This is a genomic window from Butyrivibrio sp. FCS014 (assembly GCF_000526935.1).
GTDB lineage: Bacteria > Bacillota > Clostridia > Lachnospirales > Lachnospiraceae > Butyrivibrio.
Genome location: NZ_JAHA01000019.1, coordinates 755,518 through 770,532, shown reverse-complemented (window position 1 = coordinate 770,532; position 15,015 = coordinate 755,518). Strand labels below are relative to the sequence as shown.

Genomic DNA, 15,015 nt, shown 5'->3' with positions numbered 1-15,015 from the left:
GACCAAATGAAAAAAGCTGCGGACCTCCGGGGAGAGAGGCCCACAGCTTTTTTTATAGTAATGGCGTTTGTTATGCTTTGAAGAATTCCATTTCCTGATTGAGCTTTTCGGCAATTTCCTTCAGGCTGTTTGCTGATCCGGCAAGAGTAGTAACGGTTGCGGAGAGCTCCTGCATTGAAGCACCGGTCTCCTCTGAGGATGCGGCATTCTCTTCGGAAATGGCTGACAGAGCACTCATGGTGTCCACAACGGCATTCTTGGAAGATTCGCAGGTGTCGGCACCTTCGGAGATGAGCTGTACGCCGCCTACGGTGCTGCTGATGTCGCCCAGCATTCCGTTTACGGCACTCAGAGTCTCGCCGAGAGCTATCTGCTGATCCTGGTTGCCCTGCTTTACGTCTTCTGCAGCCTGAACTGCAGCTTTGGACTCTTCCAGAAGGACATCCATCTCTTTTCTGATATCGTCTGCCATTGCCTTGGAATCATCGGCAAGCTTACCAATCTCTTCAGCAACAACCGCGAATCCTTTTCCTGCCTCGCCTGCTCTTGCGGCCTCGATGGAGGCATTAAGTGAAAGCAGGTTGGTCTGGGTTGCAATGGATGCTATTCCCTCTACCTTGTCGTTGATATTTGTAACAGCTTCCTGAGTAGCTGCGATGGTCCTTGAAATCTCATCGATCTTGGCTGTCATCTCGGAAGAAGAATCCTGCAAAGATGCAAGGGAGGTACTTGATACTTCCGATGCTTCCTTCATCTTGTTGGCCAGATCGGAAAGACTTCCGGTTGAAGTCTGAACCTCGCCTACAGCATCGCCAATCCTTCCGACGTTCTCGGATGCGGACTGAATCTCGTCTGCCTGCTGGGTTGCACCGGAGGCAATTTCCTGAACGGCGTTTGATACGTCCTCAGCAGTCTGTGAGATTTGATTTGCCATATCGGAGAGTTCCTCGGATGAAATTCCAACGTCGGTAGCGGAGGACTTGATGTGAGATACGATTTCTCCAAGTCTGTCGATAACAGTATTGGTGCTCTTTACCATTCCGCCGAATTCATCTTTTCTGGTGTGATGTTTGTCAACCTTCTTGAACCTTCCGTCTGCAAGAGCTGACAGTGATTCGTTCACATCGCCTATAGGGTCGGTAAATGCTTTTGACATCAGGTAGGAAATAACTCCGGCAATGATCGCCAGTATGACGCCGATGATGATGACCAGTCCTGCAGCGGATGTGGCGGTTGATTTAATTTCTTTTACACTTCTTGCACATGCTATAACATAGCCTGTTGTAGCGGATCTTACCCAGCATATCACGGACTCGCCGTTGCCTGCTGTCTGCTGGTACATTCCGCTTTCGCCGGAGTCGCTCATGAAGGGAGCGCCTGAGAGGTCGATGTCTTTTTCGTTTTCAGGGGTGATCTCCATGGCTGACATGGCTGCTACCATACCTGTTCTGTCAGATACGAAAGCATCTTCAGCTTCTGCAGCAATGAGCTCGTGAAGTGCATCCATGCTGTAGTTACGCTGGACCATACCTACTATCGATCCGTCATCGGCATATACGGGAGCAACGATTGTGGCCTGTCTTGCTCCTGTGGATGCTGAAGTTATAACGTCAGATACATAGCAGTTTCCTGCCATGGCCTGTTTGAAATATTCTCTCTGGGATACATCAACCAGCTTTCCGGAAGCACGCAGCAGCTGCATTCCGTCTGCACCGGTAAGAACAGAGATGTTACCGTCGCCGATTGCTGCATCGACTGTATTCAGATATGCCTGAGCCTTGGATGCAGCAGTAAGATCTGTGGGGTTGATATAGAAAGTTTTGGTAGAAGGTGCAGACGCGATTGCCTGCATGGCTATGATATTTTTCTGAACCACGGTTTCAAAGGAGGATTCAATGTACCAGGCCTGCCAGTCCAGAGCATCGATAGCATCGGCCGTAGCCTTTTTTGTCGATGTTACATAGCTCACTATTATAGCTATTACTAACGGAACGATTGCAACAAGCAGCATTACGGAAATCAGTTTAGTCTTAATGCTGTCGAAAAATGAAATACTTTCAGATGTTTTTGTTTTTTTCTCCTTTGCCATAACACGCCTCCGTTTCTGATAATGGTAGGCGCCTGTATATTAAAGCGCCTACATAAAATTATACATCCAATTATGAAAAATAGATTAAATTTACGCGCAATATAATAAATATTTTATATTTTTTGCAATTCAATTTTTGACTGAATATCGTTCACGGTCAAATACTGAACTTTTACTTGCTTTTATTAGGAAAAAACATATGGAAATGTATATTTAATTGTGCTATAATCTTTAAGCGACTGTGCCCGGATGGGCAGTTAAACTACGCAAGTTAGCCCGTTTCAGGGCAGCAATAAGATAGAAGGAGAAATAGAAATGAGCGTAACAGTTGAGAAGCTTGATAACAACATGGCCAAGCTCAAGATCACAGCATCCGCTGAACAGCTTGAGAAGGCTATTGAGAAGGCTTACCAGAAGAACAAGGGCAAGATTCAGATTCACGGATTCCGTAAGGGTAAGGCTCCCCGCAGCTTTATCGAGAAGATGTACGGCAAGGAGATCTTCTACGAGGATGCAGCCAATGAGCTTATCGAGGAAGAGTATCCTAAGGCTGTTGAAGAGTGCGGCGAGGACGTAGTTTCTTCACCTAAGATCGATGTTGAGCAGCTTGAGGCAGGCAAGGATTTCATCTTTACTGCAGAAGTTGCACTTAAGCCTCCGGTTAAGCTTGGCAAATATAAGGGCATCGAAGTTGAGAAGATCGACGTAGAAGTTTCTGATGAAGACGTTGATGCCGAGATCGAGAAGCAGAGAAATTCCAACGCAAGAACAGTTGATGTTACAGACAGGCCTGTAAAGGACGGCGACATTGTAAACCTTGACTTCGAAGGATTTGTTGACGGTGTAGCATTCCAGGGTGGCAAGGGAGAGGATTATCCCCTTACAATCGGTTCCGGATCATTCATCCCCGGATTCGAGGAGCAGCTCATCGGATTTGAGATCGGTCAGGAAGGCGATGTTAACGTAACATTCCCTGAGGAGTACCAGGCAGAGGAGCTTGCAGGCAAGGCAGCAACCTTCAAGTGCAAGATCAACTCCATCAGAGCCAAAGAGCTTCCTGAGCTCAATGATGAGTTTGCAAGCGATGTTTCAGAGTTCGAGACTCTTGCTGAGTTCAAAGAGGATGTAAAGAAGAAACTCCAGGCCAAGAAGGAAGCTGATGCCAAGGCTATGAAAGAGGATGCTGTTGTAAGAGCAGCCATCGAGGATGCCGATATGGATCTTCCCGAGGCTATGATCGAGACACAGCAGAGACAGATCTTCAATGAGTTTGCACAGAGACTTCAGATGCAGGGCATGAACATGGATCAGTATCTTCAGTATACAGGCAACACTGTAGACAAGATGCTTGAGCAGGTTAAGCCTCAGGCTATCGAGAGAATCAAGTCAAGACTTGTTCTTGAGGCCGTTGCAGCAGCTGAGAAGATCGAGGTTTCAGATGCAGATGTTGATGCTGAGATCGAGAGCATGGCTCACCAGTATAGAATGGACGTTGAGAAGCTTAAAGAGATGATGTCCGATGCTGAGAAGAAGCAGCTCAAGGAAGACCTTGCAGTTCAGAAGGCAGCAGATTTCCTTGTAGAGAATGCAAAGGAGACAGGCGCCAAGAAGACAGCCAAGAAGGCAACTAAGAAGGCCGAGGCTGCTGAAGGCGAGGAGAAGCCCAAGAAGACAACTGCCAGAAAGACCACCAAGAAGGCTGAGGCAGAGGCTGAAGGCGAAGAGAAACCCAAGAAGACAACAAGAAAGAAAAAGACTGACGAAGAGTAATAATTATTTAATTGTGCAAAAGTCTTTTAAATTAGCATGATTTAGCTTATAATATAGTGTGGTTGTGTATGTATATAACGCAACCACACTATTTTTATAAAGGAGTGTAAGCAAGATGAGTTTAATACCTTACGTCATTGAACAGACCAGCCGCGGCGAGAGATCTTACGATATTTATTCCAGGCTGTTAAAAGAGAGAATAGTATTCCTTGGAGAGGAAGTAAATTCCACATCAGCAAGTATAGTTGTTGCACAGCTTCTTTTCCTGGAGGCAGAGGATCCCAATAAGGACATCCACATGTACATCAACAGCCCCGGAGGAGAGATCACATCCGGTATGGCTATCTATGACACCATGAATTATATCAAGTGCGATGTAAGCACAATCTGCATCGGTATGGCAGCCAGCATGGGAGCTTTCCTTCTGGCAGGCGGTGCAAAGGGCAAGAGAATGGCTCTTCCCAATGCCGAGATCATGATCCATCAGCCTCTTGGCGGAACACAGGGTCAGGCTACAGAGATCGAGATTGCTGCAAAGCACATCATCAAGACCAAGGAGAAGCTCAACAGAATGCTGGCTCAGAACACCGGCAAGCCTTACGAGCAGGTATGTCTTGATACAGAGCGCGACAACTGGATGAGCGCTCAGGAAGCCCTCGACTACGGACTTATCGATTCAATCGTTGAGAATCGTCCCAAGAAGGAAGATAAATAATCAGTTTTAAGGAGAAAAAATGGCAAAGAATTCCGGAGAGATCAGGTGCTCTTTTTGCAATAAGACACAGGATCAGGTAAAAAAGCTTATCGCAGGCCCCGCAGGGGTTTATATCTGCGATGAGTGCGTGGATATATGCGCTGACATCATTGAGGAAGAATTCGAAGATGAGCCCCTCCAGGGCAAGGCTCAGCAGATCAACCTGCTTAAGCCCGTTGAGATCAGAAATTTCCTTGATGAGTATGTAATTGGTCAGGAAGAGGCTAAGAAGGTTCTGGCTGTATCCGTATATAACCACTATAAGCGTGTTCTGGCACCCAAGAGTGATGACAAGAATGATGTAGAGCTTCAGAAGAGCAATATCATCATGGTTGGCCCCACAGGTTCAGGTAAGACCTATCTTGCGCAGACCCTGGCCAAGATCATCAACGTGCCCTTCGCTATCGCAGATGCCACCACACTTACCGAGGCAGGCTATGTGGGTGAGGACGTTGAGAACATCCTTCTTAAGCTTATCCAGAATGCGGATTACGACATTGAGAGAGCACAGTTCGGTATCGTCTACATCGACGAAATCGATAAGATAACCAAGAAGAGCGAGAACGTATCCATTACCCGTGATGTTTCGGGTGAAGGCGTTCAGCAGGCACTTCTTAAGATCGTTGAAGGCACTGTTGCCAGTGTTCCCCCTCAGGGCGGTCGTAAGCACCCTCATCAGGAGCTTATCCAGATCGACACCAGCAACATCCTCTTTATCTGCGGAGGAGCCTTTGATGGCCTTGAGAAGATCGTTGAGGCAAGACTTGACCGCAACTCCATCGGATTTAATGCTGAGATCGCAGACAAGTCCGAGAGAGAGATCGGAGAAGTATTAAAAGAGGTAACACCTCAGGATCTGGTTAAATTCGGACTTATCCCTGAGTTTGTAGGCCGTGTGCCCATCACCGTTACCCTTGAAGGGCTTTCCAAGGAAGCTCTTGTCAAGATCCTTACAGAGCCCAAGAATGCTCTTGTTAAGCAGTATCAGAAGCTCTTTGATTTCGACGATGTAAAGCTTACCTTCGAGGATGAGGCTGTTCAGAGGATCGCATCCATGGCTTACGAGAGAGAGACCGGAGCCAGAGGCCTTCGTTCCATTATGGAAAAGGCTATGATGGATGTTATGTACGAGATTCCTACAGATGAGACCATCACCGAGTGTGTCATCACTGAGGCATCCGTAGACGGCACCAGCCAGCCCCTTATCGTGCGCGGCAAGGAACCCAAGAAGCTCAAACCCGCGAAGTGATAAGGCTGCTCAAGCCAATGAAGTGATAAAGCCGTTCAAATACGGGATATCAGAAGACTTTTATGCCGCTCTGCAATGGATTGCAGGGCGGTTTTTTACGCGGCTTGGAGGGCGGCGTTCTGCGGCCGAGAATGAGCCTATATGGCCATGAGTAGCCGCCGAAAGGGGCTAGCGTAAAGTTTTTGTAGGATTAATTGAAAAAGGGGATTTCCTTCGTGATATAGTTATTTACGGTGTCCAAGCCAAAATAACCAAACGGAGGAGTCCCCTTGTGTTAAATAGTATACAGCATTTTATTGAGAATGGAGTACCAAATCTTCAGAAGGCATCAAAAGATTTTTCAGAGGATCCGAGAGACTTTGCAGGTTTCATATACAAGGTCAGGAATGAAGCGCTTCAGATGGCGTTGGATTACATTTCTGAAACCCTTACAACCTGCAACCAGATATTAAAAGACAGTCCTGTGAGAAAGGAAAGATGGGAAGTGGTAAGGACTGACGAGAAGTCTCTTATCACCTCAATTGGAAAGGTTATGTTTTCCAAGACACTGTTTAAGAACAAGGTGACTGGAGAACGCAGATATCTACTGGATGACATGCTTTCATTTGACCCTCATGAAAGGATGTCAGAAGATGCCATAGCACAGCTCTTATCAGAGAGCGTTCAGACCTCTTATCGTAAAGGTGGACAAGCAGCAAGCATCCTTGATGAGGTCAGCAAAGAGACTGTAAAGGATAAGATACATGCTCTCGAGTTCCCCAAGGAACAGAAAAGAAGAGGCAGAAAACGCAAGGTTGAGTATCTGTATATAGAGGCTGATGAAGATCATGTGTCGCTTCAGTTCCAGAAGGAAAAGGGGGATCTCCAGGTCAACCAGTATGGAAGAAAACTCAATGGAATGATAAACAAGCTTATCTATGTTCATGAGGGCATTGAAAAGGATGCTCCCAAGAGTACAAGACATCACCTTGTTAATGCCCATTTCTTCTGTGGTTCTTATGAAGGCAAAGCAAACAGTGAACTCTGGGATGAAGTCTACACATATATTGACAACAACTATGACATAAGCAGCATAAAGAGGATATACCTAGGAGCAGATGGTGGAGCCTGGATTAAGGCTGGGGGAAAAAGGATAAGTGGCATCACATATGTGATGGACGAGTTCCACCTCAAAAAATACCTGATAAAGATGACAAACCATTTGATGGATAGTGCTGATGATGCCAGAAAGCTTCTCTGTGAAATGATCAAGGATGGAAGTAAGGAAGATTTCCTGTCTGTGGTAGATATGCTTGAATATCATGCCTCAAACGACAAGGAAATGAAACGTGTGCAAGAAGGCGCTGATTATATACTTGATAACTGGTCTGCAGCCAAGACAAGGCTTAGATACAGGAGGATTCCTGGATGTAGTACTGAAGGTCATGTCAGTCATGTCCTGTCAAAAAGAATGAGCATGACTCCAATGGGCTGGAGTCGAAAAGGCGCTGATAAGATGGCAAGACTCAGTGCCTATACATGGAACAAAAGGGATATGCTGGAACTTGTGCGTTACCAGAAGACAGTAATGCCTAAGGCTGCTGGGGCAGAAGAAGTAGAGACTGTAGTAGCGCATGTAAGAGAAAAACAGTATTCCCATCCGGCGTGGGGAAAGTATGTCGATAGCATACAGGTAGAGCTTAGTTCAGAGCTGAAGAAGTGGATGAGCATCGGAATGCATAACTACATCTGGAAACTGTTCTAAAAGGAAGCCAGAGGCTGACGCCTCTGCCTTTGAATAAAGTGCGCCAGAGCGCACACCTATCCTTGATCTGCTTGACTACAGACCAAGGATTAGAATGACAGCCTTGAACTGTCCTCCAACCAGGCGCTATAATGAGTAAGGTTTGAACATCTGAACTGATCACAGGGGCAATCTACCCTTTCGAATCCTACAGTAAATTTACGCCGTCCCGAAAGGGCGGGGCGGATGACATACTGCATAGGATAGTGGTAAAATTAGATAACACAGAAAGGAATCGTGATCTATGGTTATAAAGAATGTAAATCTTGAAACGGTATGCGGAATTACCAGTACATTGCCGGATAATACTATGCCGGAGCTGGCCTTTGCAGGCAAGAGTAATGTGGGAAAAAGCTCCCTTATTAATGGTCTTATGAACCGCAAGAACTACGCCAGGACATCTCAGGAGCCGGGTAAAACCCAGACTATAAATTACTACAATATCAACAATGAATTCTATCTGGTGGATCTTCCCGGATACGGCTTTGCAAGGGTTTCCGAGAAGACCAGGCAGCAGTGGGGAAAGATGATCGAGAATTATCTTCACACCTCAAGGCAGCTTAGAAGGGTCTTTTTGCTGATAGATATAAGACATGATCCTTCCGCCAACGATGTGCAGATGTATAAGTGGATCGTTCATCAGGGATTCCAGCCGGTTATCATTGCCACCAAGGCAGATAAGATCAAACCTTCCCAGATGGAGAAGCATCTTGGCATGATCCGTGCGGGACTTGGACTTCCGGAAGAAGTGAGGATCTATCCGTATTCTGCACTTAAGAAGACCGGAAGGGATGAGATATACGAGCTTATGGATTCCATACTTGCAGAGGGTGAGGAGGATCAGGAAGAATGAAAAGCGGACTTAAGCATCTTAGAATGGACTATGTGATCCAGTCTCTGTCCATGATCGCGGTGGGAGCGCTGTTTATTTTCTGGCCCGAAGCTAGTATCACTTTTATCGCCAAGGCTTTGGGAGTACTGATATTAGTGGTAGGCCTGGTTTTCTTCGTGGCATACTTCTTTAAAAAGGAGAAGCTGGTGTCAGACCCCTGGAAGAGCGCCTTCGGACTTCTCATAGCAGTTATCGGAGGATGGATTTTCCTGGTTCCGGGGCCGCTTACAGAGTTTGTGCCCACAATGTTCGGCGTGTTTGTGCTGATCATTGGACTGGTTCACCTGATTCACTGCAGATATCTTACCATATATATGCTCTTTAAACTCTGGTGGGTTTCGGTAGTATTTGCGGTGATCACCATACTGATCGGACTTTACATCATCACAAATCCAAACGCTGCCAACATAATCACAATTAAGCTGATCGGCGGCATCCTTATATTTACCGGTGTTACAAACCTTTGGACTTCCTTCTGCGCCATAAAGGCCGGTAAACTCCAGGATGAATATGAGGACAGCAAGATGTCCTATTCAGACCCTGATGGGGATTATATTGAAGGTGAGTACAGGGAACTGGATGAGGAAGAGGAAGACAGCAAGAAATAAATAAGATCATTGGAGGGGACAGCGGAGGCTGTCCCTTCTTTGTGCGGGGAAAACATAGGGAATATAGGGGCGCCGGGCCTGCATTGGCACTGGCGCCGGGATGATAATTAGCACTCTATTGACAAGAGTGCTAATCGGTGTTATATATTTAGTAGAACAACAAACACAAGGCAGCCTGTGACTGCATGTTTTGATGCAGGTTCCGGCTGCGGAGAGGAGTGTTTATGAATATACAGAAGTTTACCCAGAAATCAATAGAAGCGGTCAACGGCTGTGAGAAGGTGGCTGTTGATTACGGCAACCAGGAAATTGAACAGGAGCATCTACTGTATGCCCTCATGACCATAGAAGACAGTCTTATCGCCAGGCTTATCGAGAAGATGGGCATAGATCGCGATGTCTTTTTATCCAGGATTGAGGAAGCCATCAGAAAGCGCACCAAGGTTCAGGGCGGTAAGCCGTATCTTGGGGCAGACCTTAACAAGGCACTTCTGTCTGCTGAGGATGAGGCCAGGGCTCTTGGAGATGAGTATGTATCTGTGGAGCATCTGCTTCTTGGCGTGATCCGTCATCCCAACAGAGAGGTCAAGGAGATTCTCAGCTCTTTTGGCATTGACAGGAACCGTTTCCTTCAGGTGCTTTCCGAGGTTCGAGGCAACAGGAATGTAACTACGGACAATCCCGAGGCTACCTATGATACCCTCAACAAATACGGAACAGAGCTGGTGGAGAAGGCTAAGCGTCAGAAGCTTGATCCTGTAATCGGAAGGGATACCGAGATCCGTAACGTTATCAGAATCCTGTCCAGGAAGACCAAGAACAATCCTGTTCTTATCGGCGAGCCCGGTGTCGGCAAAACTGCCGTTGTAGAGGCACTGGCCCAGCGTATTGCCAGCGGAGATGTTCCCACAGCCCTTAAGGATAAGAAGATATTTTCTCTTGATATGGGAGCTCTGGTTGCGGGAGCCAAGTACAGAGGCGAGTTTGAAGAAAGACTGAAAGCTGTTCTTGAGGACGTTAAGGGGTCCGACGGCGAGATCATCCTCTTTATCGATGAGCTGCACCTTATTGTCGGTGCCGGCAAAACTGATGGTGCCATGGACGCAGGCAATATGCTAAAGCCTATGCTTGCAAGGGGTGAGCTCCACTGTATCGGCGCCACAACTCTTAATGAGTACAGGAAGTACATTGAGAAGGATGCGGCTCTGGAGAGACGTTTCCAGCCTGTTATGGTGGATGAGCCCACTGTTGAGGATACCATCAGTATCCTTCGTGGCCTCAAGGAGAGATACGAGGTATTCCATGGTGTTAAGATCATGGACAGTGCCCTTGTAAGTGCTGCGGTTCTTTCAAACAGGTATATATCCGACAGGTTCCTTCCGGATAAGGCCATCGACCTTGTAGATGAGGCTTGCGCCCTTATCAAGACCGAGATGGATTCCATGCCTGCAGAGCTGGATGAGCTGAACCGTAAGATCATGCAGATGCAGATAGAGGAGGCGGCTCTTAAGAAGGAGGACGATTCTCTTAGCAAGGAGCGTCTTGCCAACCTTCAGAAAGAGCTTGCAGATCTCAAGGAGGATTTTGATGCCCGCAAGGCTCAGTGGTCCAATGAAAAAGAGGCTGTGGATAAACTTGCAGCCATGAGAGAACAGATAGATACCATAAATTCCGAGATAGCCATTGCCCAGAGAGACGGCGACTATGAAAAGGCCGGAGAGCTGCAGTACGGCAAGCTCCCTGCCCTTAAGAAACAGCTTGAAGAAGCTGAAGAAGCTGCTAGGGACAAAGAGGGAGACGGCACTCTGGTACACGAGAGAGTATCGGACGAAGAGATTGCCGGTATCATCAGCAGATGGACCGGAATTCCCGTAAATAAGCTTACTGAGAGCGAGAGGAACAAGACTCTTCATCTTGAGGATGAGCTTCATCTTAGGGTAATAGGCCAGGATGATGCTGTATCCAAGGTTTCCGAGGCTATCATGAGATCTAAGGCAGGTATCAAGGATCCCGGTAAGCCTATCGGTTCATTCCTGTTCCTTGGCCCTACAGGTGTAGGTAAGACGGAACTTGCCAAAACTCTTGCCCAATCCCTGTTTGACGATGAGAACAATATGGTTCGTATCGACATGAGCGAATATATGGAGAAATTCAGCGTCTCCAGGCTCATCGGAGCACCTCCCGGATACGTTGGCTATGAAGAGGGTGGACAGCTTACGGAAGCCGTAAGACGTAAACCTTATGCGGTAGTTCTTTTCGATGAGATAGAAAAGGCTCACCCTGATGTGTTCAATGTACTTCTTCAGGTACTGGATGACGGACGAGTAACGGATTCCCAGGGAAGGACTGTGGACTTCAAGAATACAATCCTTATCATGACCTCCAATATCGGAGCCCAGAACCTTCTTGATGGCATCAGAGATGACGGCACCATAGATGAGAATGCGGAAAATGAAGTCATGGATGAGCTCAAGGACCACTTCAGGCCTGAGTTCCTTAACAGACTGGACGAGATCATCATGTTCAAGCCTCTTACAAAGGACAATATCGGAAATATCATCGGACTTATTGTTGATGATCTCAATAAGCGTCTTGCGGACCGTGAGATCAGCGTAAGGCTCACAGAGGCTGCAAGAAACTATGTTATAGACAATGCTTACGATCCGATTTACGGTGCAAGGCCCCTTAAGAGATTTGTCCAGAAGCATGTGGAGACCATGTCTGCAAGGCTTATCCTGGAAGACAGGGTAAAGCCCGGAGACGTGATAGAATTTGATGCTGCCGGCGGCGAGCTCACCGCACGGGCTGTATCCGGATAAAGGAGGGTATTGGCTGGGATTATCGGCTGGAATTAGCTGCCGTGACCTTTATCCGAGCGAGGCTATTCATGGTTCCGGCCTCAAATTGATAAAAATATAGTTTTCGGCGGAGAAACGATAGGGTTTCTCCGCCGAAATTATCTATATGGCAATATTGAGGCGGACCGAGGACTTTATAAGTGTGAAATTGTCTCACGCCATCGCAGAACCATCAATTCAAATATTCCTCGTATTTCGCGAGCTCGGCCTTAGACAGCCTTGCTTCAACAAGAATTCCCTCAGGCAGATATTCGGTGGAAATAATGGCTTTTTTATCCCCGAGAGAACTGTATATGGCGCCCTGGGAGTAGGGCAGAAGGAGCTTCTCCACGGTTTCACCGCCGGAGAGGCTTTTTTCTATGAGTTCCACCAGGGCGTCCATGCTGTCATCGGCCTTGGCGCAGATGTAGATCCTATCGTCCAGGGACCTGGGCACTTCCATTACCAGCTGGCCGGATTCCATCTGTTCCTTCTGCAGAAGGTCTGATTTATTGAATACGTAGATCACGGGGATATCACCGGCGCCGATCTCAACCAGGGTTTCCTTGGTGACCTCCATGTGATGGCGGTATTCGGGATCGGAGAAATCGATGACTTCAAGCAGTATATCCGCGTACTTGGCTTCTTCAAGGGTGGATCTGAAGGCCTTGACCAGAGTGTGTGGGAGATTGCTGATAAATCCAACCGTGTCTGATATTACAAAGGGTCTTGATCCGGGAGGAGTAATCTTTCGCACCGTGGTATCAAGGGTGGCAAAAAGCATATCCTTCTCCAAAACCATCTTGTTCTCGGAATCATCGGAGCCGTAAAGCTTTAGGAGACTGTTCATGATGGTGGACTTGCCGGCATTGGTATATCCAACAAGTGAGACCCTTCCAATCCCGGAAGAAAGCCTTCTTGAACGCTGGGTTCCGCGCTCCCTCTCGACCTGTTCAAGTTCTCTTCGAAGCTCTGCCATGCGATGCTCAATGCGTCTTCTGTCAAGCTCAAGCTGCTTCTCACCGGAACCCTTGTTGGAAAGACGACCGCTGCCGCCGCCCTGCCGGGAAAGAGAAGTCCTCATGTGGGCAAGTCTTGGCAGCATGTACTGAAGCTGGGCATATTCTACCTGGAGCCTTGATTCCCTGGTATGGGCACGCCTTGCAAATATCTGCAGTATAAGTCCTGTTCTGTCCAAAACCTCGGTATCCAGGGCTTTTTCAAGGTTTCTCACCTGCATGGGGGAAAGGCTGTCGTTGAAGATCACGATGCTGATATCGAACATATCAAGGGATGCCCTGATCTCCTCGACCTTACCGCTGCCGATATAGGTGCTGCGGTCGGGAGTATCAAGAGACTGGGTGACGGTAAGACCTACTTCAAGATCCAGAGCCTTAACAAGCTCCTTGAGTTCGTCCATGGACCTTTCGAATTCGGCATCATCCGTCCCAATATTAAGCCCCACCAGAAGTGCTCTGATGGGGGCTATGGTTTCAATGTTTTCGTAGATTGTGTTTTTCATTAAAGTATCTGAATTCCGTTCTTTACAGCTTCCTCAACCATATCCTCGGGCCAGATGGAACACTGAACCTCGCCGATGTGGGCTTTTCTGAGGAAGAACATACATATCCTGGACTGTCCGATTCCACCGCCGATGGTGTAGGGCAGTTCCTTGTTTAAAATAGCCTTCTGGAAAGGAAGCTCTGCTCTTTCGGTGCAGCCTGCCTTTTCAAGCTGAGTCTTAAGTGACTCCTCATCTACACGGATTCCCATGCTGGAAAGCTCCAGAGCGATATCGAGAACCGGGTAGTATACGATTATGTCGGCATTGAGCTGCCAGTCATCATAGTCGGGAGCTCTTCCGTCGTGCTTATCACCTGATGCAAGGAGGTCTCCGATCTGCATGATGCATACAGCGCCCTTGGCTTTGGAGATGAAATACTCTCTCTCCTTGGGAGTGTTGTCGGGGAACATATCCTCGAGTTCCTGTGTTGTGATAAAAAAGATCTCATCGGGAAGGATCTCTTCTATATAATCGTACTGAATGGACAGAAATTTCTCTGTCTTACGAAGTGCCTTGTAGACGTTCTTGACGGTCTCCTTGAGGAAATCAACGTTTCGATCTTCCTTGTTGATGACCTTTTCCCAGTCCCACTGATCAACAAAGATCGAATGGATATTGTCGGGAACTTCATCCCTGCGGATGGCGTTCATATCGGTATAAAGACCTTCGCCGACATTGAAGCCGTATTTCTTGAGGGCGTATCTCTTCCATTTTGCAAGAGAGTGTACAACTTCGGCAGGGCGCTCGTTCTCATTGAGAATGTCAAAAGAAACAGGCCTCTCCACACCGTTTAAGTTGTCGTTAAGTCCTGACTCGGGAGTTACAAACAAAGGAGCGGTCACACGCTGGAGATTAAGCCTTGTGGACAGCATTCCCTGGAAGAAGTCCTTGACGGTCTTGATTCCGACCTGTGTGTCGTGGAGGTCAAGAGCCGATTTGTAGTTCTTGGGTATCTTGAGATTTTCCATATAATAAGCCACTTTCCTTTAAAAATATTCTATTCTACATTTAATTACTTTTTCGCCAATATTGCAAGGAAAAAATGATACCTCTTTATCACATTTTCTACCTTACTTTTTCACAAAATAGACACATAATTAGATTATATTATTCAAATACGAAAACGTTTTCGTGTTTACCGGTACTATTTATTTTTTTATTTAGGTTAGAGGAGTTATATTATGTTAGGAAACATTATCAAAAAGCATATTAAGCTGAATCCCAATCAGGTCGAGAGCTTCGTAAATGCTGCTACAAAATGTGATTTTGACGTTGATATATACTATAACAGGTATGTTGTTGATGCCAAGTCAATCCTGGGCGTATTCGGACTGGATCTGACCAGACAGCTTACAGTAGAATACAGCGGCTATGACAAGAACTTCGAGCAGTACCTTGAGGGAATTCAGGTAGCAGGCTGATACAATATAATGAGATGAATTGACAAAGGCTCTCTATGATATAATCAT

Annotated in this window: 11 protein-coding genes; 8 read left to right on the top strand and 3 right to left on the bottom strand. The window is 46.9% G+C overall.

Annotation, left to right across the window (positions count from 1 at the left end; all coding sequences use genetic code 11):
- Positions 1–70: 70 nt before the first annotated feature.
- Positions 71–2,089 carry a methyl-accepting chemotaxis protein gene (locus T456_RS0116265; RefSeq protein WP_024867070.1) on the bottom strand — a complete coding sequence of 673 codons (2,019 nt, stop codon included), beginning with the start codon at positions 2,087–2,089 and terminating at the stop codon, positions 71–73.
- Positions 2,090–2,404: 315 nt separating this feature from the next.
- Between T456_RS0116265 and tig the strand changes: the two genes are divergently transcribed.
- The 7 genes from tig to clpB all read left to right on the top strand — a co-directional run bounded on the left by tig (position 2,405) and on the right by clpB (position 11,964).
- Positions 2,405–3,859: a trigger factor gene (gene tig, locus T456_RS0116260; RefSeq protein ID WP_024867069.1), complete on the top strand. Its 1,455-nt coding sequence runs from the start codon at positions 2,405–2,407 to the stop codon at positions 3,857–3,859.
- A gap of 115 nt (positions 3,860–3,974) precedes the next feature.
- Entirely contained in the window at positions 3,975–4,574 is a 600-nt protein-coding gene (clpP, locus tag T456_RS0116255) for an ATP-dependent Clp endopeptidase proteolytic subunit ClpP (protein ID WP_024867068.1), read from the top strand.
- Between the two features lie 19 nt (positions 4,575–4,593).
- The gene (gene clpX, locus T456_RS0116250) at positions 4,594–5,862 is read left to right on the top strand and encodes an ATP-dependent Clp protease ATP-binding subunit ClpX (RefSeq protein ID WP_024867067.1); all 1,269 of its coding nucleotides are present in this window, start codon (positions 4,594–4,596) and stop codon (positions 5,860–5,862) included.
- 271 nt (positions 5,863–6,133) lie between these two features.
- Positions 6,134–7,606 carry an ISLre2 family transposase gene (locus tag T456_RS0116245; protein ID WP_024864352.1) on the top strand — a complete coding sequence of 491 codons (1,473 nt, stop codon included), beginning with the start codon at positions 6,134–6,136 and terminating at the stop codon, positions 7,604–7,606.
- Positions 7,607–7,889: 283 nt separating this feature from the next.
- A complete protein-coding gene (gene yihA / locus T456_RS0116240) occupies positions 7,890–8,498 on the top strand; it encodes a ribosome biogenesis GTP-binding protein YihA/YsxC (protein ID WP_024867066.1) in 609 nt (202 codons plus the stop codon).
- Complete coding sequence (locus T456_RS0116235; RefSeq protein WP_024867065.1) at positions 8,495–9,145, top strand: HdeD family acid-resistance protein; 651 nt, start codon at positions 8,495–8,497, stop codon at positions 9,143–9,145. Before yihA ends, T456_RS0116235 begins: the two co-directional genes overlap by 4 nt.
- A 224-nt stretch (positions 9,146–9,369) precedes the next feature.
- Positions 9,370–11,964 carry an ATP-dependent chaperone ClpB gene (clpB, locus tag T456_RS0116230; RefSeq protein WP_024867064.1) on the top strand — a complete coding sequence of 865 codons (2,595 nt, stop codon included), beginning with the start codon at positions 9,370–9,372 and terminating at the stop codon, positions 11,962–11,964.
- Positions 11,965–12,175: 211 nt separating this feature from the next.
- Here clpB and hflX read toward each other — a convergent pair whose 3' ends face one another.
- A complete protein-coding gene (hflX, locus tag T456_RS0116225) occupies positions 12,176–13,504 on the bottom strand; it encodes a GTPase HflX (protein ID WP_035802270.1) in 1,329 nt (442 codons plus the stop codon).
- On the bottom strand, positions 13,504–14,514 hold the full coding sequence (gene asnA / locus T456_RS0116220) for an aspartate--ammonia ligase (protein ID WP_024867062.1): 1,011 nt from the start codon (positions 14,512–14,514) through the stop codon (positions 13,504–13,506). Before asnA ends, hflX begins: the two co-directional genes overlap by 1 nt.
- A 213-nt stretch (positions 14,515–14,727) precedes the next feature.
- On the opposite strand from asnA, the gene T456_RS0116215 reads away from it, so the two are divergent.
- Positions 14,728–14,967 carry an HPr family phosphocarrier protein gene (locus T456_RS0116215; RefSeq protein WP_081749129.1) on the top strand — a complete coding sequence of 80 codons (240 nt, stop codon included), beginning with the start codon at positions 14,728–14,730 and terminating at the stop codon, positions 14,965–14,967.
- Positions 14,968–15,015: the final 48 nt, after the last annotated feature.

What these genes read in the sequence shown, in the direction of transcription:
- T456_RS0116265 (WP_024867070.1), bottom strand. Translation starts at nt 2,089, where the DNA reads ATGGCAAAGGAGAAAAAAACAAAAACATCTGAAAGTATTTCATTTTTC.
- tig (WP_024867069.1), top strand. Translation starts at nt 2,405, where the DNA reads ATGAGCGTAACAGTTGAGAAGCTTGATAACAACATGGCCAAGCTCAAG.
- clpP (WP_024867068.1), top strand. Translation starts at nt 3,975, where the DNA reads ATGAGTTTAATACCTTACGTCATTGAACAGACCAGCCGCGGCGAGAGA.
- clpX (WP_024867067.1), top strand. Translation starts at nt 4,594, where the DNA reads ATGGCAAAGAATTCCGGAGAGATCAGGTGCTCTTTTTGCAATAAGACA.
- yihA (WP_024867066.1), top strand. Translation starts at nt 7,890, where the DNA reads ATGGTTATAAAGAATGTAAATCTTGAAACGGTATGCGGAATTACCAGT.
- T456_RS0116235 (WP_024867065.1), top strand. Translation starts at nt 8,495, where the DNA reads ATGAAAAGCGGACTTAAGCATCTTAGAATGGACTATGTGATCCAGTCT.
- clpB (WP_024867064.1), top strand. Translation starts at nt 9,370, where the DNA reads ATGAATATACAGAAGTTTACCCAGAAATCAATAGAAGCGGTCAACGGC.
- hflX (WP_035802270.1), bottom strand. Translation starts at nt 13,504, where the DNA reads ATGAAAAACACAATCTACGAAAACATTGAAACCATAGCCCCCATCAGA.
- asnA (WP_024867062.1), bottom strand. Translation starts at nt 14,514, where the DNA reads ATGGAAAATCTCAAGATACCCAAGAACTACAAATCGGCTCTTGACCTC.
- T456_RS0116215 (WP_081749129.1), top strand. Translation starts at nt 14,728, where the DNA reads ATGTTAGGAAACATTATCAAAAAGCATATTAAGCTGAATCCCAATCAG.